Here is a 23100-nt window from a genome sequence, read left to right on the forward strand (position 1 = left end):
CTCTCTCCCGTTCCTATATGAACCAGTTCACAAGCTGTACCATAACACCTACAAGCAGACACACCGGAAGCCCGATCGCCATTCCTTTTAAGCTGCCGATAAAATGAAACCGGTAATCCTTATAGGAATCCGTCAGATCCTCAGTCCCCGGAATGACCAGCTTCTTGCTGTGGCATACCCAGATCCAGTCGATCACAAAACAGTCATACCAGTCAACGATCAGCCAGATGAGATACGAGATCAGAAATCCCTGTAAAAAATTGCCCGCATGATTTACAAAGCAAAGCGCAAGCGCCATGATAAGCGCAATGACAACCGCAGCGAAAAGCCTCTTTCTTCTCGTCTGCGGACTGTCCGCCTTTTTGCTCTCATCGATCAACCCCAGCTCCAGGCATCGGTTTATGATCGGTTCCGGCATATCGTAAACCGTATCTACAGGGTTTTGGCTGCCTGCCACCACCGCAATCGTAAATAAAATGGTGAGTACCACTGTCTCTATTAAAATTATCCTTACATCCATGTTTTATTTCCTCTCCTAATCTTCTCTCTCGGTCAGTATTTTTATCACAAGGCTGCTGATCTCCGCCGGAGTGCTTCTGTTTTCTTCCCGCATCCACCGTTTTGTCAGTTCCCAGTAACCCGCTATCGTAAAGTAAAAATCATATAACCTTTCCTTTGACATCTCTGAAAGAACCTGCTCCGGTTCCATATCGACATCTTTCATTTTTGTTTTGAACGCAACCTGCATGATGTACTCGGAAAGATGATCCTCGATATAGTGCAAAAGATGACTCTGATCCAGACAGCAAAATACCTCCGCATTTTTCTCCCAGAACGAAAAATAGATGTTTGTCGTCTCCTTTAAGCCCTTCGCTCCCTGCATAAGCAGTGCATCCGCGAATTCATCCATGACTGAGTCTGCCATGAACCTGACAATATCATCTTTCGTCCCGAAATACCGGTACAGCGTCCTTCTGCCAACGTTTGCGCTTTTTGCGATCTCCTTCATCGAGATCTCTGCGTAATCCTTTTCCTCTAACAGCTTTTGCAGCGTATCACGGATCAGCTCCTTTGTTGATAGCGATTCTTTCATAACATTCTCCCTTTTAGTTTGTCCGGACTAACTTTCACAACAAAGAATGGCACACATGTGCAGCAATGTCAATACAATAAAAAAAGTTGGCACACATCAACGCGTATGTGCCAACTTTTCTATCTGCATCAAAATTATATATTATCCTTAATGAATGTTTCTAACGCTGCAGCTTCCTCCTGTTCCTTTTCGCCTTCTACGATCATCTCAACCTCTTCGTTTGCCTTTACGGAAAGAGCCATGACATTAAAGATCCGTTTTGCATCTCCTGTCTTTTCTCCTTTGCGGATCGTAACCTTGCTGGAACATTTCGCTGCCTCTTTTACCAGAGCTCCTGCAGGTCTTGCATGTAAGCCCATCTCATCGTTTACCACAAATGTAAATTTTACCATATTGCATCCTCCATTCTCAGACCAGATAATGTTCCAGTCCGTAAGCAACTCCTGCTTCATTGTTTGATTTTGTCACAAAATCTGCCTTGGCTTTCAGTTCATCGATCGCGTTTCCCATCGCGATTCCGACACCTGCCGCCTCGATCATTGGAACATCCAGTTCATGATCTCCGAATGCGATCACATTTTCCGGTTTTACATCCAGGCTCTGACAGATTGCTTTTAATGCGGTTCCTTTCGTGACTCCCTTCGGAAAAATCTCAAGAAATGTATCCGCCGACCGTGCCATGTCAAGATCGGTTCTGTTCTGTGCCGCGATCACGTTGTAAATTTCCGTGATCTCATCGGGACTCGCCGCAAGTACCAGCTTATTCGGACCGGTACCCTCTTTTGCCCACTCTGCGGCAAGTTCTTCCACATCCGCGAATTCCGGTCTGTGATGGATGATCTCGCTTTCTCTCTCGACATAGCGGTCACTGCCCGTTACAATCCATCTGTCGTGCCGGAAGATCCAAAGCGGCATCTGATAGCGCTCCGCGATCTCTGCATAGATACGTTTCATGGTATCCGCAAGAAGATACTCGCTGCTGATGCACTGACCGTCCTTTAAAATATAAGTACCCGCGTTGCACGCTTTGATACACGAAATTCCAAGTTCTTCTTCGATCGGATCCACTGCCGCCGGCATTCTTCCGGAGACCAGTGCGATCTTGATTCCCTGTTCTGCCGCTTGTTTTACGCTTTCACGCGCTCTTGGCAGTATTTTTTTTTGATCGTCGAGCAATGTTCCATCCAGATCAAGACATATTAACTGATAATTCATAGCACCCTTCCTTTATCCAGAATATTTAATATCTTCTCAACATTTCTTCTTCCGTTTTTCAGTCCGAGGTTAAAAACAACCGCGCCTGCCAACCCTGCAATAATGAAAAGAATGCCAAGGACACCGAGAAACGTGTGACGGGTCAGACCCGCGAAGCCGGCGTAAGCGCCTGCCACGCCAATGGTCGATACCGCAAGCGCGATCGTTTTCCAGTGACTGATTCTTTTTAATGCCGCAAGCTGCATTTCGGCTTCTTTTGATAATCGATTTTTCTCAGCAGTGTTCATGACATTCTCTCCTTTTTCTTTTTTGATAAATAATTAGTAAGTCAGTCCCGGGTTAAAGAATCCGATCAGTACACCGACGAAGGCTACTACGACTAACAGTAACATTACTTTGATCGGGGACATCCGTTTCTTCGCCATGAGGAACCAGCATCCGATGATAAATAATGCGGTTAAAAGTCCAGGGAATACGGAATCCAGTTTATCCTGCAATACCAGATACGGTTCGCCCGCATCGTTTAAAAGCTGTAAGGATGTGGTAACGCTTACCCATGTTGCGGATACCGCACCGATTACGATACCACCGAGCACTGAGATCGCTTCTCTTAATGCTTCACCCTGTGTTCCGATCAGGAAATCTACCGCTTTTCCACCAAGCTGATAGCCCTTGAAATATAAGAATTTCATTCCGAAGTATGCGAACAGGTTCCATACGATGATATAGAAAATCGCTCCAAGCGGTGAACCGCCGGTTGACATACCCATTGCAATACCAAGAAGGATCGGGATAACGGTTCCTACGACTAAGGAATCACCGATTCCGGCGATCGGTCCCATAAGACCGGCACGCAGACCGTTTATCGTTTCCTCATCCACATCTTCCGCGCCGTTTGCTCTCGCTTCCTCGAGACCTGCCGTCATACCGACGATCACGGAACCAAGCTGCGGCTCTGTATTGAAAAATGCGGTGTATGTATCCATTGCTTTTGCTTTGTCTTCTTCATTGTCATATAATTCTTCTACCAGTGGCAGCATGGAACAAAGATAACCAAATGTCTGCATGTGCTCCTGGGAGAAGCATGTTAAATGGCCGTAATACCAGTTATGGAATGACTTTGATAACGCTTTTTTTGATAATTTCTTTTCCATATCAGATATCCTCCTCTTCCTCGATCTCAGCTGCAGCCGCACCCTTTGTGACTGTCAGCATTTTAATTTTGTATGTAAGAATTGCGAACATTCCGGCAACAACCGTTGCGGATACCAGGTTGATACCAAGAGATGCAGCCAGTACAAATCCGAATAAGAACGGAACAAAATCTGCCGCTTTCTTTACGATCTGTTTTAAGAGGATCGCAATACCTACGCAAGGAAGCAGGGAACCAACGGTAAACAGTGTCTTCATTGCAAGACCATCCATCGGCAGTGCTGTTTTGATCAGTTCTACTACGTCCGCACCCATCTTACACATGATCATGGTCGGGATGAAGGAGCAGATCAGATGAGAGATCCATGGAAGTCCCATATCTACCAGATATAATTTCTTATACTGTCTGTTTTCTACTGCTTTCCAGCCCATGTGCTGCCAAACCAGGTTGATGGTTGCTGTTCCATAGAATAATACGGTTCCAAGTGTACCAACCATGGCACCGAAAGATGTTGCAAGTGCTGCGCCTTCTGCAGAAGTTGCTGTAAGGCCGTAGCTCTTTAACGCAACCATTGCAAGCGGGATACCGATGTAGCTGACCGCACGCACATCCGCGGATACGGTTCCACCCGGTGTAACGAGCGCAATGTAAATAACCTGCATCGCACATCCGACAAGAATACCTGTCTGCATATCACCTAAGATCAATCCACATACAAATCCACCGATCAACGGTCTTCCAAGTGTATAGTTACCGATCGATGAACCACCCATACCAGGCATACTGGACAGACACGCGAAGAGTCCGAGCAATACTGCCTGTAACCAACTGATAGTCATAACATTCCCTCCTTAATTAAAACCAAATTGTCCTCTGAATTTTTTCCAGTTGCCGATCGCTTCTTCTTTTAACAGCGCAAATTCTACTTCATATCCTGCGTTCATGATATTTTCAAGTGCCTGCGCTTCTTCCTGCGTAATGGACTGGTTGTTTCCGAGTTTTGTTGCGCCCGGTCTGTCGTTGCAAGGTCCGATGATCACGGTCTTCACGCCGCACTGGAATCCCTGGTCGATCAGGATCTTTTCCATATCCAGCGGATTTTTTGTGATCAGGAAATAATTATCCTTGCTTGCCAGCACCTTCGCGCTTTTCTCTTTAAATTCATCCACTGACCATACAAAAGTCTTTTTTCCGCTTGCGCTCTTGTATGCCGCTTTTAATACCGGATTTTTTGCCGCCGCGTTGTTTACCGCGATCAGTCCGTCACACGGATATTCCAACGCCCATCTTGTACAGGTCTGTCCATGGATCATACGATCATCCACACGAATAAATGAAACTGCCATTTTCTTTTCCCCCTTTTTTAAATTTCGTCTTCGGATTCTTCATTTGTGATCCGAAATTCTTTTAATACTTCTCTGGATTCCGAAAGCAGATCTTCGATCAGCTCCGGGGTCTCCATTGTGTCTTTCATCAGCACTGCGCTCAATGCAAACGGAAGATTTACGCCTCCGACCATAACGGTCTGCCCCATGAGGTTTTCTTCTGCAATTACGTTTGCCGCAGTGGTAAGCGGTGAACCACCCACCAGATCCGCCAGCAGAATGATCTCATCTTCTGCTTTGACCGGCGCCAGGCATTTTCTCACATTCTCCGCATACACGGCAGAACTCATGCCATTTTCCAGGCTTGTGGAGATCACATCTTCTCTGTTTTCTCCGGCAAGCATGTTCAGTGCGTTGTGCAGTCCCGGAGCGAATGTTCCATGACTGACCAGAAAAACATATTTCATTTTATTGTCCTCCTCCTTAAGTTTTTTCTTTCTGTTCCTTAAGTTCAAATACAGTATAAAAAAAAGACGACATATGTTCATCTCACATATGTCATCCTTTTTACATTACGTTTGTCAGAAATCGTAATGACATTTGTCATTTCCGGTTCTTTAAGTACTGATTGATCGTGCGGTTCCAGATGATCAGATCCATCCGGATGTTGGAACTGTCCGTCAAAATGCTGTCCACCGCCTTGTCCACCTCCGCAACTGCCTCATCATATCCACGGAATCCCGGCGCAATGACCGCGTTTTCCACAGCGTCACTTAAAACCGCGAGGTTCATGCCGCCGCTCTCCCCGGAGCTTTCGATCAACTGCTGCAGGGTCTGATCGGACTCCGTCACTTCTTTTAACACGGAAACACCCTCCGAATAATCAAAGATCTCCGACTGGATCTCGGTGTTACTGGTCAGCACCTTGATAAAATCCCAGGCGGTCTCCGGGCATTTCGTATTTTCATTCATCGCGACAAGCAATGTGTCAAGCGTTGATATGTTGTCGCCTTCCGGCCCTGCCGGCATCGGAATGCATTCCCACTCAAATCCCGAATATTTCTTGACGCTGAGCGGATACGGTTTATAGGCGCGGTAGTTGGAAAAAGACATCGGCTGAAATACCACTTTTCCCATATCAAAGTCCCTGGTCGAAGGACTGTAGTTTCCATTTAACCCATACAGGCGCTCCATAAATTCCAGTGCCTCTTCGACATTTTTGTCCGCAAAATCGCACTCTGTCCCTTTTTCATTAAACAGCCGGATCCCGTTGGACTCAAACGCGTCCATCCAGGTATAGCCGACCGCGCCGAACTGGTCTACCGTTCCGTCTCCATCCGTGTCTTTTGTCACTTCCCTGCAGATCTCATAAAACTCATCCCAGGTCCAGCTGTCATCCGGGATCGCGATCCCCTCCGCGTCTAAGATCGTTTTGTTTACAAACATCAGCTTTGGCGCGCATTCATAGGGCAGGGAATACTGTTTTCCCTCATGCTGACCGTATTCATAGGCAGACGCATAAAACGCCTCCTCATCAAAATCTTTATCTTTTTCAATGAAGGAAGACAGGTCTTTTAACGCACCGATCTCCGCAAGATCGTTAAAATCCTCCGCCAGCACAAAAATGACATCGGGCGCGTCCCCGGAGATCAGCTGTTTGGACAGCCACTCCGAATAATCGCTCTTTAAGATCCCGCTGACATACTCCACGTTTACTCCCGGATGTTCTTGTTCAAAACATTGGATCGCATCCTCCAGGATCTGATAGGAATATCCGTTTTGCACTTCCCAGTAGCTGTCCGAAAACACGCCGATCGTCAGTTCCTTTTTCTGAAATACCGGAAGTGACTGATAGCTGTCGCTGTAAAGAAGCGCCGTGAGCACAAGTAAAAGCGCGCAGCAGATGATCAGGATCTGATTTTTTTTGTTCCGGATTTTTTTCATCATGGTTCCTCTCCGAATCCCCGGTTCACCACGCCGGTCTGTACCGCCCATATGGCAAGCTGGGTTCTGTCCCTTAATTCGAGTTTACTTAATATGATGCTCAGCATATTGCGCACGGTTCCCTCAGACAGGCTCAGTTTCGCCGCAATCTCTTTATTGGACATTCCACTGCCCACGAGCGCAATGATCTTCCACTCTGTTTCCTTTAAGTCGGCTGTCTGCGCATCACCCACCTGGATCGTGATATTCGTCTGCGCCATTTTGGAAAACAGTTTCACAACCTTTGACGTGATATCCCCGTTGATCATGGCTGTTCCCTGATATACTTTGCGGATGGCCTCCGCAAGCTCCTTGGTCGAAATTCCCTTTAACAGATAACCGCTTGCGCCATACTTTAACGCATTGTAAACATATTCATCATCATCAAAGGTCGTTAAAATGATGATCTTGATGTTTGGATAATTTTCCTTGATGATCTGTGTACACACCACACCGTCCATCTCCGGCATACGGATATCCATTAAGATCACATCCGGTTTTTCCCTGCGCACCGAGCGCACAACCTCCACGCCGTTTTCCACGGCATCCAGCACTTCAATGTCTTTTTCCGTTCCCAGCACGATCTGCAGGCTCTGTCGGATCAGTTCCTGATCATCGGCAATCAATACTTTAATCATCTTTCTTCTCCTCCGTCCCCCATCGGATCGGGATCTGCGCTTCTACCAGAAATCCGTCTTCCCCGGAATACTGCAATGTCCCCTGTAACATACGCAGCCGTTCGTCCATATGGTGCAGCCCGAATCCTTTTTCAATCTTTTTACATCCGATCCCGTTGTCCTTGATGCGGATGTTTAACATATTATACTCCCGGTCTATCTCGATCGTGATCCGGTCCGCCTTGCCATGCCGGATGGAATTTGTGATACATTCCTGCACAATCCGGTAAATGATCTCTTCTTCATCCTCGTTAAACCCCTTTAACGGTGTTGTACACCGATACTCGATCTTCGCATTCGTCGCGAGACGCATCTCCTCCATGGTCTGTGCGAGCGCCTCTTCCAGATTAAACTTTTCGAGTGCGTCCGGCCGCAGTGCCTTGACTGACCGGCGGACATCCGTCATGCCCTGTCTCGCCACCTCCGCGATCGCGCCAAGCTGCACCTTCGTTGCCTCCGGTGCCACATCCATCAACATCTCACAGGCTTCGATACCGGTAATGATACCGGTCAGCGCATGTCCGAGCGTATCGTGGATCTCCCGCGCAAGACGGTTCCTCTCTCTGGTCTCTGTCATTTTGACCGATTCTTCCGCATACTGCTCAAGCCTCAGATTTGCTTTCTGCAATTCCTCATTTGCCGTATTGAGCTGTGCGTTCAGGTTTAAGATCCGCTCTTTTTCACTCATCTGTATCCGAACCAGCCAGACGATATAAAATAAAAAGAGCAACGTATTTAACGAGTTTAACACGTTCTTTACGCCAAGCAGCGCGGAGCAGACATCCCCTTCAAAATAACCGAGATACGTTTCCAGTGATGTGATCCGGAAGCCGGACGAGATCAGGTCATAGTCCGTCATCATATAGAACACGCAGATCACTGCCGCCGCGGAAAATTTCCATTTTGCTTTCGGCAGGTACCGCATGGTATCCGCCAGGATCAAAAGCATCATGCCCGTATAACTGAATCCCAGCAGGTAACTGATCCCGAAGCTGACCGCGATCTCCACGCCGACTTTACAGGCGAGGCTGCCGCTTCCCGTGCTTTTGATCTGCATTAGGATCATCATGCTCCCATACAGTCCAAGCGCGATAACCGTGATCTTCCAGGGCGTGACCGGAATCTTATGTATGCTCGTCAGAAAGCTTAACGCCGATCCCTCCTGCGCCGTGCCGTTCAGACAGTATGTGATCAGCATGGAGATAAACAGGATAATGATCAGATTTAAGTTTTTCATGACCACCAGCAGATACTCTGAGGTCTTATTTTCGTCCATCTCTTTTTCCCCCTCTACTGCCATCTGTCTATTCCAAATTCTTCCACATTCTGTCTGGTGACCAGTTTTACCGGAACTAAAATGTTCTTTTCGACACTTTTTCCGTCAAGCAGGCGGTAGATCGCATCCGCTGCCCTGCTTCCGATCTCTGTCGGAAACTGCGCGGCCGTCGCGTCCATCATTCCTTCCTCGATCAGCGCCTTTGCGTCCGGTGAACCGTCCACTCCATAGACCCCGACATGGTCAAGCATCTGATTTTCCGCGAGTGCGGCGACTACACCAACGGCAGCCAGATCGTTCAGACAGAAGATGTTGTCAAACGAAACGCCCGCATCGATCGCCTCCTGCAGCCTCGGCATCGCGATCTCAAGCTGTCCCTCACATTCGATCTGCGCCACAACCTCAATGCCTTCCTTCCCGCTTACCGTATCGAGGAAGCCCTGCACTCTGTCCTGTCCCGATTTGGTTGTCGTATGCGCCATGACAAGCAGTTTCGTCCCTTCACACTGTGTCAGAAAATACCGCCCGACGATCACGCCCGCATCGTAATTATCGGAAGTGATCGTGCAGTCCGCGAGTGTATCATCCGAAAGATTGGTGTCCACGACAATGATCCGTATTCCCTGCTCTTTCGCCTGTCCGAGCACATCTGAAAGGCTTTCCAGATCCACCGGTGTCACGACAAGCACATCGATCCCCAGATCCATCATTTCCTTGATCTGCTCGATCTGACGGTCGGCATCCAGCGCAGGATCTCTTAACACCACCTGGTCTCCTTCCGCCTCCACGCGCGCGCTTATCTCCTCACTCACGATCTTATAGAACTCATTGTTCATGGTCATGTAACTCATACCGATCAGGTGGGAATTTCTCTTCTGATTCCTCGAATAATCGTTTTTTGCACAAAAACTAAACAGCATGACCCCGATGACGATCGCATCCACCAGAAGGATCATGCCCCAAAACATCCGCTTATGCTTACCGTTCATGCTTCTCTTTCCCCATACTTTTCTTTTCCGTTCTTATAGACAGATTTTAACATGATTTTACAAAGGATTCAACTGCGGGGTGAGCGGAGAGGGCTATATTACAAAAGACTTTTTTATCTTAGAATTCTATAAGAGTTGCTGGCAATATGAAATACGTTTCATCTTTATAACATTACATTTAACTTCCAAAATCACTACTTGCATCTCCAGTAACTCATACTGCCACTGGAACCAAAAGGAAGTTGTGGTGCTAGAATATAAATAGTACAAGCCAAAATGAGAAATTCCAAATACACATAAGCATGGTACAATAGAAACATGCTGAAGGAGGATCTCATATGGCAACACAACAGCTATGGAGATATGCTTAAATGGCTATTTCAATCCACGCTCCCACAAGGGGAGCGACATACCGCATATTGATTTGGCGGCTCAAACTGCATATTTCAATCCACGCTCCCACAAGGGGAGCGACCCATCTTACGGAGCTTCTTGATCCGTTTACTGTCATTTCAATCCACGCTCCCACAAGGGGAGCGACTGTGTCGTACATTGCGGCGCGGAAGCGTTTTGGAATTTCAATCCACGCTCCCACAAGGGGAGCGACTTTCGCCGCTTTCTATTTTTTCATGGTATTCCAGCAAATTTCAATCCACGCTCCCACAAGGGGAGCGACCAAACAATCACCGCCTTATACCGTAATTCATAATAATTTCAATCCACGCTCCCACAAGGGGACGACCCGGCAATTCTTCCAACGTTTTAACGTCACGGTTATTTCAATCCACGCTCCCACAAGGGGAGCGACGTTGACATATCATCAACAATAGTTCCGTCTTTAAATTTCAATCCACGCTCCCACAAGGGGAGCGACTCATCTTTTATTTTTCGCGCGTTTTTTTCCGGTACATTTCAATCCACGCTCCCACAAGGGGAGCGACGATAATTCAAAAGTTTCTTTGCACTTTCCTCCGATTTCAATCCACGCTCCCACAAGGGGAGCGACCTATGCGGGGCTGGCGAGGCGCACAAAATCACTTATTTCAATCCACGCTCCCACAAGGGGAGCGACGTTGATACCTATACTATGGCTTCCATGTGGCTTATTTCAATCCACGCTCCCACAAGGGGAGCGACTCGCCATTGCCATAAAAACCTTTAATACAATTAATTTCAATCCACGCTCCCACAAGGGGAGCGACCCAGACATTGCAGCGACTCCCTGTTCATATTTTTATTTCAATCCACGCTCCCACAAGGGGAGCGACCCGAGGCATCCGATACATGCATCTGCAACAGGAGATTTCAATCCACGCTCCCACAAGGGGAGCGACGCATAATCCGACATAACACGCGGGTATTTTAACTTATTTCAATCCACGCTCCCACAAGGGGAGCGACCTTTATCAATTCAATTTAAAAATATCATAAATATATATTTCAATCCACGCTCCCACAAGGGGAGCGACATGCAAAGGGCTACCGGACAAAGTACGGCGCATGATTTCAATCCACGCTCCCACAAGGGGAGCGACGCGCGCGGCGGGCTATGTTGACCATTCCAAAGCTGATATTTCAATCCACGCTCCCACAAGGGGAGCGACAGCAATATCTCACAAAAAAATCTTTTTATCCAGTGAAATATTATAAAAATATCCAAATTCGTTCTAAAAATCTTTCGCTCTTTCATCTTTTCAAAACAAATTCGAACTTTTTTGTTCATTATTTTTGGTGCGAATCTTCCGGCCGTTTTATGTGCACTATACACTCGCACCAACCGCTTTCATAAAATTAGAGTTTGATCAGCTGCAATTCCTCTGTCTACTCCAATATGTTCCACTTTCGTCTGATATTTATTTCCCAGATAGTATAACCGCAAGCTGTCTACATCTTCATCTATAATATCACTTAACAGCGATTTCAACATCACGCATTGCGCCTGATCCAAAATACATTCAAACACGGAATTCTGCACACGCCTTCCATAATTTTCACATTGTTTTGCTACTTTTCTTAATCGTGTTCTCCCTGCAGAACTTTCCGTATTTACATCATAGGTAATCAGCACCAACACAATAATCACCTCATTTCCAAAGAAATACCGGGTAGCCATCCAGATCTCCACGCAGATATCGGGCTAGGAGCATCGCCTGAACATATGGCACCATTCCCCATTCTATTTTCTCTTTCAAAAACGGGTGTGTGATTATTTCTTTTTTCTTATTCTGCCACTCTGTCAATAATTTCCTTCTCAGATCATCATCCATCAGAACAGCTCCATTTTCTTTTCTCGTAAAATTTTTCTTATTTACAATTTTTTTATTAATTAGTGACAACACAAATCGATCCGCATAAACTGCTCGAAATTCTTCTATTAAATCCAACGCAAGCGACACTCTTCCCGGACGATCTGTATGTAAATATCCAACATACGGATCCAATCCTACAACTTCCAATGCCGCAGCAATCTGGTTTGTCAACATTGTATACACAAAGGAAAGCATCGCATTCACATTATCAAGTGGTGGTCTTTTATTTCTTCCCTGAAAGGCAAAATCCTTTTTTTGCTGCAAGATCAACTCATTAAAAACGCCAAAGTAAATGCTTGCAGCTTCTCCTTCATATCCTCTGAGCTGATCTTTTGATTCAGCATTCTGTATAAGCTCCAAAGAAGACTTCAACTGTAATGAAGCATTTTTTACACAATCCACATCGATCTGCATTCCATGATCCCGTATCGCCCGCTCTAAAACCCATCTTGCATTATAAACTTTTCCAGAAATGCAGTTTTTTGCGATCTCCAGACCGATTACTTCGTCTTTGCAACTCCTATACTGCTGCTCACGCAAAACAACATTTCCCTTGACCTTTCCTGTAACACGAGCCAAGAATTTTCCCTGTGGTGTCAGATAACAAAGCGAAATATTTCTTTCCGCGCATGCTCCCATAAGTGCGGGGCTTGTTCCTCGATACCCAAACGAAACGATTCCTTCCAGGTTATGCAATGGCAGACGTCCGACTTCTTTTTGCTCGTCATAAACAACGATATTTTCTCCATCCAGCCCCAGATAACTATTCTCGGATGTAACATATAGTGTGTTTAATAACTTTTTCATTCCGCATCCTCCTTCAGCTTCTGCGCCATATAATTTTTAACCGAAATCGTCTTTTCCAGACCCGGAATGCAAATATCTTTCAAAGAACATGCATTACACGCCTTACTTCGTTTTACTTTTGGTGTATAATTTCGCTTGTAATACTGATGCATTTCCTGAAACATCTGCTTTACTTCCTCACGTAATTCCAGCGAAATCATCACTTGTTCCCTTCTTTTGGTCTCCCCGTAAAAAATAGCCCCTTCCTGTATTTTGGTAGAAAACATTTCCTCGAGGCACATTGCCTGCGCCGCCAGTTGTAATTTATCCTCCTCTGCTTCTTTTGGTTTTCCCTTCTTATACTCGACCGGATATACCGAGTACAACCCACGATGTCCGAACAATGAAATTCCATCCTCACATTTATGGAATTCCACAATATCACATTCTCCGCTGACTCCAAGTTCCCTTGATGAAACAGGAAGTGCCCGGGCAATGATTATATCTTTTCTTTTTTCCGTAAGATAAGGGTCATGGGCTTTTTTATGCATCAGTTCCCCCACTACTGTATGTACATTCTCTGCCCATTGCTGCTCAACATGAATCAATGCCCATTGTCTCCTGCAAAATTTAAAATGTTGTATCCCCGATATCATTAAATACTCTTCTTCCGCGTATTCCATTAAATCATCCTTTTCACTTCAATCGAATCTGGAATCTCATTTTCATGTATCTGAACGGTATAATCCTGATATTTTCTTGGATACTCAATATCGTCCTTTTTCTTTACTTCTACAGCATCAAATAATTTGTATGCCGGGCAATCTCCCAATTCTTTGCTGTGTTTAAATACAATCAATTCACGAACCGCCATTTTTCCTCTTGCCGCTGAATGATCATTTTCAAACATATTAATAATTGCATCCCACAAAAGTTCCAGATCTTTCTCAGAAAAACCGGTAACTTTTCTTGCCAGATTTGCAGAAATATAACCTTCTACACGATATAAACCGTATGGAACAATATTTTTTCTTCCCATTTCCGTACTTTTATTTTCTGCATCTTTCTCTGTTGTGATAGCAACTCTGGTAATTGTTACTTCCTGACTGATAATCGGATCAATACTTCTCGCAAACCCAATCTGGACTGGTCCCCTGACCTGTCCACAATTTAAAGACGCCTTCACAAAAGTTGTCATAACAGCACCAAACGTACGAATGTCATAAAAATTCTCACACATATAATCTCTTAATTTGATATCCACATTCGGATCTGTTTTTTTCAGCTTTTTCAGTGCTTCTGTTACCTTTTTATCATCTGTCTCTTCAATTCCAAGACTTTCACACGCCGTGCGGTCACTTCGATTCAGCGGTACATCCTCTTTGATATAAATTTTATATCCTTTTTCATCTTCCTTAACCGTTTCAATATAATTGCGGATCTTGCGTTTCAGGCACACATCGGTAACCAGTCCAAGTCCGCTTTCCGGGTCGATTCTTGGCATATTGCCTGCATCCGGATCACCATTCGGATTTCCATTCTCCACATCAAATAATACAACAAATTCATACCGATTTTTAATTACCTCTTCCATCTACTTGTCCTCCTTTTTTTCATACTTTTTCTGTATCTGATGATAATAACCTAGCATAAATTTCCCCTGTTCTTCCAGCGATAAGCGCCGCGGGAAACCTTCTGTTTCCTCTGTCATATCCAGCTTTTCCATTAATGTTGTAACTAAGCATTCATACTCAAACTTCTTTCTCAATGAATTACGTTCTAATTTCTTTATATGACTATTTTTCAATTTTAATAGTGTCGGAAAGATCAAAGCCGGTGCTGTACACGCAGAATTAAAATAACGATCCCGAATGGTTGTATTAATATTCTGATCTGCCGCATCTTTCTGAACAAATTCTAGTACTGCAAACAGTCTCCCCAACACATAAGCTGGATCTTTACACTCCTCATTTAATCCCATATAATATTCTCCTTCTTTCCATTTATAATTTTGTATTAAAAATGCTTTAATAATTGCCGCTCTTCCACAGGTAACCTTTCCCTGTTCCGCACGGATACGAATCAATGTGTCCGTATATAAACTTGCCGGATACCGGTCATCTGACAGCACCGCTTTTAACACCATTGCCGCCATATTGGGAACCGGCGATTTGTCTTTTGACTTCTGATTTACCGTCTCCATCAACATTGGCCGGATGCCAAGATACGCTCTGTTCTCCCAGGAAGGTCTTACTATTTCCATCCGAGAATAATGGTTTTCTATATTTTTCAAAATATTGCCAAACGAATTTTGATAAAAAAAGCGAACTGACAGTCTAGCCGCATTGGGTGCCAGACAAAGAATATAAAATTTCTGATTCATATCCAGATTGATATCTTCCAGATCCACCCATATTCCTCTTTTCAGATTTTCAAATACTTTCCTTATCTGTTCCTGATTATCCGGCTGCGGATCTAACGATGAAAAAAATATTCTCTGATACTCCTGTTCCCCGGATTCTGCCCAGAATACAACCATGGAATCCCACATCGGGAAACGATACTCTCTTTGATTTAAAAGATAATTTAAAGCTGTTGTATATGCAAATTCCGCATATTGCCCAACCGGCGCATTATAACTTTGTTCTTTTCCATATGATTCAAACGCCGGTGCGTTAAATGAAACCAACGCTGCCCCGCTTGACTGTGCTCCCGGAACTCCTTTGATTCCTCTATGGATACGGGCAATTTTTGTTTTCTGTCCAGTCACCAGACAGGTTCCGACCTGACCTTCTTCTTTCTGCTCCTGTTGTTTTTCCCATATCCTCTTTATCTGTTCATCATCCTGCGCATAATGACCTCCCATACCGAAGATCAGATTTCCACCGTCATTTAATTCCTCCCAATGCTCTTTAACAACGGGATTTTCCTGCGCCGTTTCCGGATTCCAGTGTTCAAAATACCTGCATATCGCTTTTGCCATCATACTTTCTGAATCTTTTAGAATCGACAAATGCCTCGCTTTTGCTGCCTGAAAACATTCTATTACCCTTTGACCCGTTCCGTCTGCATCAATTCCCAAAAAGTATTTTGCATTATCGCACAAAAAATTGGCTGACACACCGGATGACCTTGTAACCATCTCCGGTACACAAATCGTTTCTGAAACCCATACTTTTTTCTTTCCGCGTTCTTCTTCCCGCTTTAATGGAATGATTTCCTTTATTGTTCCATCTTCTTTCAGATCAATCAGATAAGAAACTTTTGCATGACACCAACCCGGTTTTGATACCTTATCCTGTCCGGCAAGGTTTTCATAGTGCTGCACCAACGCTTGTAGAATCATCGAATCACCTCACAATCCCGCAGATCCAATATCCCTCTTTTCATCACAGCCCGGAAAAACATCGGCTGTATATTATTTTTGTCACTGTAATCCATATCGTATAACATGAAACCCAGATCTCTTTCCGGCACTTCGTCATATATTGTATGGATTTCTTCCTCCTCACACAGACAAAAATGTGCCGGAAATTCCCTGCATCCAAAATATGGCATGTGGTAACATTCCCCTCTTTTTAAGCGTCGCATCATAATATCTTTAAATTTTCCCGGATTGTCCGATGCATTTGCCTGATCTGTCATTTCGAAATGTGCCTCTATCACATACGCGACATCACACAAAAGCAGCGATGCCCTTTGCACAATCTCCTCTTTTGTACTAATATAAAGTGGCTTATCGGCTCCGTTATATGCCTGTAATACATTACTGGCAGATACTTTACTTTTTACCTCATTGCGCCGGACACTCGTAAAGCGGATCGGATTTTGTACATAAATCCTGTCAATCACCCAGCGCAACCCCGGATGCCAGTAAATTGCTTCCAGAATTCCCCTTGCTGCGGAAGGCGTCATCACATCATATGAACATCGTTCAACTTTCATTTCCGGCCGCGAAAACAAGGCATAGTCTCCCCACACCTTAACTTTCACTCCCATTCCCATTTATAGCACCTCTCCTTTCTCATAACACGCTGCAATATAATCTCTTGGTTGATAAATTGAATGCCTCATAAAAAATCTCCTTACCATTTGTTTTTTCATATACACCCTCACTTTCTTCACACCGCTGCTATCTTTTTAATAAAACAGTGCCTCTCCATCATCAACGGAATAATCCAATCCGCATTCCTCCGTATATTGTTCCAAAGATGTTAATTCATAAAAATCAGTCATATCTGCCAGAACCGGCTGCACCATTCCAGCCCCATATAGCTTATCAAAGAAATTACTATACACCTGAATGCAGTATTGCCCCGCCTTCCGCATCCGCTCTTTTGACACGCCCTTCAGTTTTAATTCTCTTAAAATTTCAGCCGCTTCTGGTTCTTTGTTAATAAAGATTGTTTTTGTATCTTCCTCGATCAGCTTAAACTCTTTTCCAACCTTTGCGAAATTATAGTCTGGATGCCTAAACTCTCCTATAATATTTTTCTTGTCCAGGCTCGCCCCACGATAATGATACAGACGGGCAAAATATTCTGTTATACTCGTAAGCCCTGCTATATTCTCATAATCCTGCGAAATGGCCTTTGCCGTATTAATCTGCTGCGCCTGTCCCTGTACTGTTTTCATATCCTCAAAATCAAAAAGATAAACTTTGCTGTCCGCAGCATCACGCAAACCTTCGCGATTACATCTGCCCGCTGCCTGGATCATAGAATCTATTCCAGCTATCTGGCGGTATACACAATTAAAATCCAAATCCACTCCGGCTTCCACCAGGCTGGTGGATATTAAAATGCATCTTTTTTGATGTTCATGTAAGTATTCTCTAATCTGCTTCAGTACGCGTTTCCGATGCTTCGGATACATACTTGTCGACAAATGATACACGCCTACGCCTTCCCCCTCCAGTAATTGATAGAGTTCCTGCGCACGTTTTTTTGTATTTACAATGCATAACGCACTGTTTTCTTTTTCCAACTGCTGCAACAGATCTTCTTTTGAAACCGCTCCAATATTCTGATAAGTCACCCGTTCAAAAAAACGAAACTGTTCTTCCATCCTCGGGCATAATTCTATCATATTTTCTATTCGTGAAAAAAACGGATCAAGCGTCGGCTGTGTAGCGGTACACAATACCATACTCGCCGCATAACTTTCCAGCAATTCCTGCATCATGGCAATACACGGTTTTAAGTAATCCAGCGGCAGCATCTGCGCCTCATCAAAAATAATAACACTGTTTGCAATATTATGGATTTTTCTGCATTTTGAAGATTTATTCGCAAATAGCGATTCAAAAAACTGAACATTCGTCGTTACCACAACCGGTTTATCCCAATTTTCACTGGCAAGCTGCATCGGCTTAAATTCTTCCGAGCTCTCATAGTCAACGTTACAATGATTCTCCAGTACATTTTGTGCTCCAAGGATTTCCCGGAAAACCTGTGCATTCTGTTCAATAATGCTTGTATACGGTATCACATAAATAATACGATCCATCTGATTTTCTACCGCGTGCTTCAATGCGAATGCAAGCGATGCTACCGTTTTTCCGCCTCCTGTTGGCACGGTCAGTCGAAAAAGCCCTTTCTCCCGTTTCCCCTCATCCAGACAATGCCTTAATATCTCCGTTCTTCTGCCATTTAGCGTGTCCGTGTCCGCATTATCCAACCAGCTTGAAATATGTGTTTCCAGCTTCTCCAAAAGTATTTCCATCGATTCTCCTGATGTCCGTTCCGTCTCGCCTTTTTTCATAAAAAACTCTGTATCCAGGAAATCAGCATCCACCAGACAGGAATACAGCATCCGCAAAAACACACTCATGGAAAAACTTATATTTTTGTCTTTTTCAAATTTAATTGGATCCGTATGCAATTCCGGAGTCTGTATTTCTTCTTTATATGCTTCGTAATTGCAGACTTTTCTGGCACATCTCTCACGCAAGCTGGATGGAATTGCTGTATTTCCACCATCCGGGAGTCCGGCATGATGCCCGGCAATACAATAACTTAAAAATTGATAGTACCCTCCTTTTTCCATGCAAAGCTTTGCACCGGCAGTAGAATGATCTACCCTTGCATTCGTATCTTCTTTAATTTTTTTCTGAAATTCTTTTGAATATTTTCCAATATCGTGGAGCATTCCACAACAATATCCCCAATCCGCTTTCCCGAATTTCCCCGCAAATTCAGATGCCAGCTTTGCTGTCCCCGTTAAATGTTCCTTAACCGTCTGCTCCCTGTCTCCATCCTTATGCGCAATATATTCCATATGCTGTTTTTTACCCCCCTTTAATCTCTCTTAATACATAATCAATGTAACATTCTTCTTCCCTTCTCTTTCCTTTCTTTCAGTATAACGTACCTGTTTTTCAATGCAATATTTTGTCGATTTTTTACGAAAATTTATGTATGACCGTGCCTGCATACACAGCTCCATTCAATCTTCTTGCAGCCCTGTGGGAAGACAGAGACGAAATACGCTCTGCGCATTCCGCTCTGATCAGCAGTCGTCAAATGAATGCCCATGCAAGCATAGCATTCATTTTCCTCGTTGCTAGTACAAAAAACACCACATACGAAACCTGTTTTGTTTCGCATATGGTGTCTTATTTTTCCTGCTATTCTTATTGTTGCTTCTACTTCCCCGCAAGCCCCTTTAAGGACTCAAACAGCTGCATATCCGATGCGGTCAGTTTCAGATTGGATGTAATCGTCTCTCCGGACGCATTCGTGATGCTCACTTCCAGAACCGATCCCTCTCCGATCCCGTGCTTACCCGCAGCCTGCAAAAACTTTGAAAACTTCGGATGGTTTGCCGAAAAAATATCCCAGGCATTTTTGACCTGGAATAATTTTGTAGGGTTTATCATATGTTCTCGTACTCCATTTCTTCCGTTTGTCTAATATTTTCCGTGAATATCGCCCAGATGGATCGTGATCATGCCCGCATCCGCGAGGACACGAAGCGCTTCCTTCTGTTCCCCGGTCAGTGCCTCACTGTAAACCTGGTTTTCATAGTCAACAACGACCGTTTTCGTGCGGACGATCAGGTACTGCATCGGCATGACGTCCTGCGGCAGTTCTTCCCCCGGGCATTCCGTATGAAACAGTTCTTCCAATGCTTTTGTATGCCCGTCCGCGCATTCGATCACATCCCCCGCCGCAGTGATGATGCAGGGACAATATTCCGAAAACTGCGTCTTATAGGTCTCAGTAAATTCCTGTGCTTTCATAAAAGCTCCCCTTCCTTTTCTTTTTCATCGATATGACATTTTCCGTCCCGCTCGAGGATGTCTAACATCTGCGTGATCCGCTGCATATATGTATGGAAACGCCGTACCTTCTCCCATCCGTTTCTCGCGATCCGCTCCCGCTCTTTTTCATGCGCAAGGTAGTAGCCCGCTTTCTCGATTAGTTCCCGTTCGCTGGTAAACCAGACCAGATCTTTGCCGTTTTCAAAATACTGCGGCAGTTCCGGCTGAAAGTTTGTAAGCAGAAAACCTCCTGCCCCGAGCACGTCAAACACGCGTAACGGAAGCCCCATCTTGATATTGGGGATCGTAAAGTTCAGATTGATCCTGCTTCCCGCAAAGACCGCCGGCATTTCCTGCCAGTAATCCACCGGTCCTTTCGTACTGACGCGGAGCAGTCCGCTGTTCTTCTCTTTGTTATACACCGATACCGCATACTTTTTGGAAAGCGCGATCAGTGCCTGTGTCCGTGCCACGGAAGCGATCTTAAATCCGAGTACGGTTGTGGAAAATATCAGCGCAAGATCCGAAAACGAATCCTCTGATTTTTCCAGATGATAATTCTCCTCGATCTGTTCCAAAATATCCGGTGTCAGCATATCATCGATGATCTGATGATCCGGCACCACAAGACGCGCCTGTATGACACCGTCCAGATATCCCCTTAACTGCTCCGGGAACGTGTCCTTCATGTCATCATAGGCATTACGGTCCGTATACAGGCTCCCCACAAATGAAATATCATCCTGATAGCCCGCTTTTTTGTCTACAAGCAGTTCATCCAGCCGGTCCGTGTTCACCGCAAGCGGCAGACGATAAATATGGCGCACACCTCTTGCCTTAAATTCCAGATAATTGCTCCGGTCAAAGGTAAAGATCCGGTTGCAGTCATGAAATACCGACCGGTCGTACATTCCGATCAGCGGATTGTCGCAGGTCCAGCAGACATAGCGAAGCTTCATCCGCTCACAGAGATTCGAGATCGCCGGAAAATAATTCATCGTAAAGAAAAACTCATATACGTTCTGCGTGATCTTCTCTGTCAGGATCCGCTCAAATTCCAGATCCCTGTCATACGTCTTTTCCCTGCGCTCCACACTGTCCACCTCATAACCCAGGCGGCGGAACGTCTGCTCGATATCCAGATCATTATAGGAATTCCAGCGATAGATCAGAATCTTTTTCATATCAGTTTGTCTCTGTCTTCTCCTCATCGATCAGATCTAGGATGCGCTGGATCTCAGCCCCTTCCACCGGTGCTGCTCCGCAGTCGATGCGCTTTCCGCTCTCGTCCACACGTCCCATCGCGCGTTCTTCTTTCTTTGGTGTCTGCTCGATCGTAAAATAATATGCTTTTTTCGCCTGTTCATTCCATGCAAGGTACACTCTGTGGCACAGACCCGGAACCAGTCCTTTTTCCGGAAGATCCACGCGGATCAGAAGCAGATCCTCGCGCACATTGAGCGCCATAAAATCAAAGTCAGACGTTTCGTACGGCGCACCCGGTTCTTTCGGGAACGCGCTGCGGTAAAGCTCGCAGACGAACGCTTCTTTTCCTTCGCACAGATCTCTGGTGAATTTGTCTCCATCGGTAAAAAGCATATGCGGGATCGTCTTAAGCTCCATATTTCTGCGTACCAGTGCATGATACTGGGCAGCATTCAGCTTTACAACCTTCTTGTTTTCAAGCATCTTGTCGTCCTGCGCCTTTAATTTTTCGAGCAGTGCCTTCTTCACCAGTACATTTTCATGGAACGGATTCAACGCCAGCCCTTCGAGCTTGGATCCCTCCTTTAATACGGTCATATAACTTCCACGGAAGGTGACTTCCAGAATCGTATGGAATTTCTGGTCTTTTGGAATTTCTTCTTTTCTTGTATACAGCGGAAGATACTGTTCTTCCTTATTGTTCTTTAAAATGCTCGGAAGCGGTGTGATCCCCTGCGGGATCGCGATCCTCTCTCCCTGTTTTGCTTCTTTTAAGAAGGTAAGATCCGTTCCTTCCGGAAAAACTGCCGGGACAAACAGATGCGCATAGCGCAGACCGTTTAAAACCGCAGACAGATTGTCCTTGTTCTGCTCTTTCGCATATGCTTCCAGTACTTCCTCGAGTTTTGTATTGTCCGGCATCTTCGCCGCATTGGTATGATCCATGTTATGTTCTCCTTTATCGTGTTTATTCATCGAATTCGACTGTCACAAAGAATCCCTTCGGGGTCTCTTCGACATTGACCACTTTTCCTTCTTTGGACTTCAGCCGTTCCGAAAATTTATAATTTGCAGACATTGCAAAGGAATTTCCCAGGTTGTAATAATAGGAATTCGGAAGTTTGCCCTCCGTCACCGGAAGTACATCTCCGATCTTTAATAACCCGGTACGTTCCATCTTAAATTCCATTCTGCGCATACAAAATCACTTTCCTTAGTTTTAGAGTTCTTTTCCCTCGGTATCGATCGCGTTTAAATCCTGCTCCATCTGTTTTGCTGCTTTCACCGCTCTCGATACGATCCAGATATCGGATATTCCGTCATAAATAAGTGCGATCCCAATCAGTTTGAACGCGATCTGTGCCGCCTCAAACGCCTTTACGATCAAAAGAATGCCGATCGCGAGATTTACGATCGCAAGGATCAGACAGGAGATCCATGCCGAACCTTCCGCCTGCTTTGCCTGGATCGCAAGGCACAGATCCTCCACTCCGTGTAAAAACAGGATCGCTCCGATGATCGCCGGGATCAGGTTGATGATGATCCGTGGATTGATAAAGATCCACACGCCGAGCAAAAGGACAACGACTCCTCCGATCAGTCTGAATTTATTTCCCATACGATCCGTAAAATAGATGATCATGTGCGCAACGCCCATGACAATGAGTACAGCCGCGAGCAGCTTGCAGAGCAGATCGGTCATCTGTTCCGTATAAAGCAGCAGAACCACTCCGAGTATGATGCAGAGCACTGCTGACAGTATGGTATCCGCCTTAATTTTCTTTAAGATTTCCTTCATAGAAATACTCCTTTCTCTGCTAGAGT

Annotated in this window: 26 protein-coding genes and 1 CRISPR repeat array; all 26 genes read right to left on the reverse strand. The window is 45.0% G+C overall.

The window, feature by feature from the left end; all coding sequences use genetic code 11:
- Window positions 1-13: 13 nt before the first annotated feature.
- The 26 genes from H8Z76_RS05300 to H8Z76_RS05425 all read right to left on the reverse strand — a co-directional run bounded on the left by H8Z76_RS05300 (window position 14) and on the right by H8Z76_RS05425 (window position 23074).
- The gene (locus H8Z76_RS05300; RefSeq protein WP_186981873.1) at window positions 14-520 is read right to left on the reverse strand and encodes a hypothetical protein; all 507 of its coding nucleotides are present in this window, start codon (window positions 518-520) and stop codon (window positions 14-16) included.
- A 15-nt stretch (window positions 521-535) separates the two neighbouring features.
- A complete protein-coding gene (locus H8Z76_RS05305) occupies window positions 536-1093 on the reverse strand; it encodes a TetR/AcrR family transcriptional regulator (RefSeq protein ID WP_186981874.1) in 558 nt (185 codons plus the stop codon).
- 134 nt (window positions 1094-1227) lie between these two features.
- Complete coding sequence (locus H8Z76_RS05310; RefSeq protein WP_186981875.1) at window positions 1228-1485, reverse strand: HPr family phosphocarrier protein; 258 nt, start codon at window positions 1483-1485, stop codon at window positions 1228-1230.
- A gap of 16 nt (window positions 1486-1501) precedes the next feature.
- Window positions 1502-2308 (reverse strand): Cof-type HAD-IIB family hydrolase, encoded by an 807-nt coding sequence (locus H8Z76_RS05315; protein ID WP_186981876.1) that lies wholly within the window; start codon window positions 2306-2308, stop codon window positions 1502-1504.
- Entirely contained in the window at window positions 2305-2595 is a 291-nt protein-coding gene (locus tag H8Z76_RS05320; protein ID WP_186981877.1) for a hypothetical protein, read from the reverse strand. Before H8Z76_RS05320 ends, H8Z76_RS05315 begins: the two co-directional genes overlap by 4 nt.
- A 33-nt stretch (window positions 2596-2628) precedes the next feature.
- Window positions 2629-3462, reverse strand: a complete 834-nt coding sequence (locus tag H8Z76_RS05325; protein ID WP_022516121.1) for a PTS system mannose/fructose/sorbose family transporter subunit IID — start codon at window positions 3460-3462, stop codon at window positions 2629-2631.
- A gap of 1 nt (window position 3463) precedes the next feature.
- Window positions 3464-4300, reverse strand: coding sequence for a PTS mannose/fructose/sorbose/N-acetylgalactosamine transporter subunit IIC (locus H8Z76_RS05330; protein ID WP_022516120.1), 837 nt, complete (start codon window positions 4298-4300; stop codon window positions 3464-3466).
- Window positions 4301-4312: 12 nt separating this feature from the next.
- A complete protein-coding gene (locus H8Z76_RS05335; RefSeq protein ID WP_022516119.1) occupies window positions 4313-4807 on the reverse strand; it encodes a PTS system mannose/fructose/N-acetylgalactosamine-transporter subunit IIB in 495 nt (164 codons plus the stop codon).
- 17 nt (window positions 4808-4824) lie between these two features.
- The gene (locus H8Z76_RS05340; RefSeq protein ID WP_147618245.1) at window positions 4825-5253 is read right to left on the reverse strand and encodes a PTS sugar transporter subunit IIA; all 429 of its coding nucleotides are present in this window, start codon (window positions 5251-5253) and stop codon (window positions 4825-4827) included.
- Window positions 5254-5389: 136 nt separating this feature from the next.
- Window positions 5390-6733 carry an ABC transporter substrate-binding protein gene (locus H8Z76_RS05345; protein ID WP_186981878.1) on the reverse strand — a complete coding sequence of 448 codons (1344 nt, stop codon included), beginning with the start codon at window positions 6731-6733 and terminating at the stop codon, window positions 5390-5392.
- Window positions 6730-7407, reverse strand: coding sequence for a response regulator transcription factor (locus H8Z76_RS05350; protein ID WP_186981879.1), 678 nt, complete (start codon window positions 7405-7407; stop codon window positions 6730-6732). Before H8Z76_RS05350 ends, H8Z76_RS05345 begins: the two co-directional genes overlap by 4 nt.
- On the reverse strand, window positions 7400-8722 hold the full coding sequence (locus tag H8Z76_RS05355; RefSeq protein ID WP_186981880.1) for a sensor histidine kinase: 1323 nt from the start codon (window positions 8720-8722) through the stop codon (window positions 7400-7402). Before H8Z76_RS05355 ends, H8Z76_RS05350 begins: the two co-directional genes overlap by 8 nt.
- 14 nt (window positions 8723-8736) lie before the next feature.
- Window positions 8737-9711 carry a substrate-binding domain-containing protein gene (locus H8Z76_RS05360; RefSeq protein ID WP_186981881.1) on the reverse strand — a complete coding sequence of 325 codons (975 nt, stop codon included), beginning with the start codon at window positions 9709-9711 and terminating at the stop codon, window positions 8737-8739.
- Window positions 9712-10088: 377 nt separating this feature from the next.
- Window positions 10089-11315: direct repeats of the CRISPR family, unit length 32 nt; unit sequence ATTTCAATCCACGCTCCCACAAGGGGAGCGAC.
- 179 nt (window positions 11316-11494) lie between these two features.
- A complete protein-coding gene (gene cas2 / locus H8Z76_RS05365; RefSeq protein WP_186982002.1) occupies window positions 11495-11785 on the reverse strand; it encodes a CRISPR-associated endonuclease Cas2 in 291 nt (96 codons plus the stop codon).
- A 10-nt stretch (window positions 11786-11795) separates the two neighbouring features.
- Window positions 11796-12827 (reverse strand): type I-C CRISPR-associated endonuclease Cas1c, encoded by a 1032-nt coding sequence (cas1c, locus tag H8Z76_RS05370; RefSeq protein WP_186981882.1) that lies wholly within the window; start codon window positions 12825-12827, stop codon window positions 11796-11798.
- On the reverse strand, window positions 12824-13489 hold the full coding sequence (cas4, locus tag H8Z76_RS05375) for a CRISPR-associated protein Cas4 (RefSeq protein WP_186981883.1): 666 nt from the start codon (window positions 13487-13489) through the stop codon (window positions 12824-12826). The genes cas1c and cas4 overlap by 4 nt, the downstream gene beginning before the upstream one ends.
- Window positions 13489-14400, reverse strand: coding sequence for a type I-C CRISPR-associated protein Cas7/Csd2 (cas7c, locus tag H8Z76_RS05380; RefSeq protein WP_186981884.1), 912 nt, complete (start codon window positions 14398-14400; stop codon window positions 13489-13491). The genes cas4 and cas7c overlap by 1 nt, the downstream gene beginning before the upstream one ends.
- Complete coding sequence (gene cas8c / locus H8Z76_RS05385; protein WP_186981885.1) at window positions 14401-16152, reverse strand: type I-C CRISPR-associated protein Cas8c/Csd1; 1752 nt, start codon at window positions 16150-16152, stop codon at window positions 14401-14403. It abuts the gene before it with no gap.
- Window positions 16149-16811, reverse strand: coding sequence for a type I-C CRISPR-associated protein Cas5c (gene cas5c, locus H8Z76_RS05390; protein WP_186981886.1), 663 nt, complete (start codon window positions 16809-16811; stop codon window positions 16149-16151). Before cas5c ends, cas8c begins: the two co-directional genes overlap by 4 nt.
- 135 nt (window positions 16812-16946) lie before the next feature.
- The gene (gene cas3, locus H8Z76_RS05395; RefSeq protein WP_186981887.1) at window positions 16947-19085 is read right to left on the reverse strand and encodes a CRISPR-associated helicase Cas3'; all 2139 of its coding nucleotides are present in this window, start codon (window positions 19083-19085) and stop codon (window positions 16947-16949) included.
- Between the two features lie 367 nt (window positions 19086-19452).
- A complete protein-coding gene (locus H8Z76_RS05400; protein WP_186981888.1) occupies window positions 19453-19686 on the reverse strand; it encodes a hypothetical protein in 234 nt (77 codons plus the stop codon).
- A 30-nt stretch (window positions 19687-19716) separates the two neighbouring features.
- Window positions 19717-20049: a hypothetical protein gene (locus tag H8Z76_RS05405; protein WP_022515412.1), complete on the reverse strand. Its 333-nt coding sequence runs from the start codon at window positions 20047-20049 to the stop codon at window positions 19717-19719.
- On the reverse strand, window positions 20046-21254 hold the full coding sequence (locus tag H8Z76_RS05410) for a CgeB family protein (RefSeq protein WP_186981889.1): 1209 nt from the start codon (window positions 21252-21254) through the stop codon (window positions 20046-20048). The genes H8Z76_RS05405 and H8Z76_RS05410 overlap by 4 nt, the downstream gene beginning before the upstream one ends.
- Before the next feature lies 1 nt (window position 21255).
- Window positions 21256-22221, reverse strand: a complete 966-nt coding sequence (locus H8Z76_RS05415) for an SseB family protein (RefSeq protein ID WP_147618235.1) — start codon at window positions 22219-22221, stop codon at window positions 21256-21258.
- A 22-nt stretch (window positions 22222-22243) separates the two neighbouring features.
- The gene (locus H8Z76_RS05420) at window positions 22244-22474 is read right to left on the reverse strand and encodes a hypothetical protein (protein WP_022515415.1); all 231 of its coding nucleotides are present in this window, start codon (window positions 22472-22474) and stop codon (window positions 22244-22246) included.
- 21 nt (window positions 22475-22495) lie between these two features.
- Window positions 22496-23074, reverse strand: a complete 579-nt coding sequence (locus H8Z76_RS05425) for an HdeD family acid-resistance protein (RefSeq protein ID WP_186981890.1) — start codon at window positions 23072-23074, stop codon at window positions 22496-22498.
- Between the last annotated feature and the right edge of the window lie 26 nt (window positions 23075-23100).

It is taken from the genome of Roseburia yibonii, assembly GCF_014297335.1.
In the GTDB taxonomy this organism is placed as follows: domain Bacteria; phylum Bacillota; class Clostridia; order Lachnospirales; family Lachnospiraceae; genus Roseburia_D; species Roseburia_D yibonii.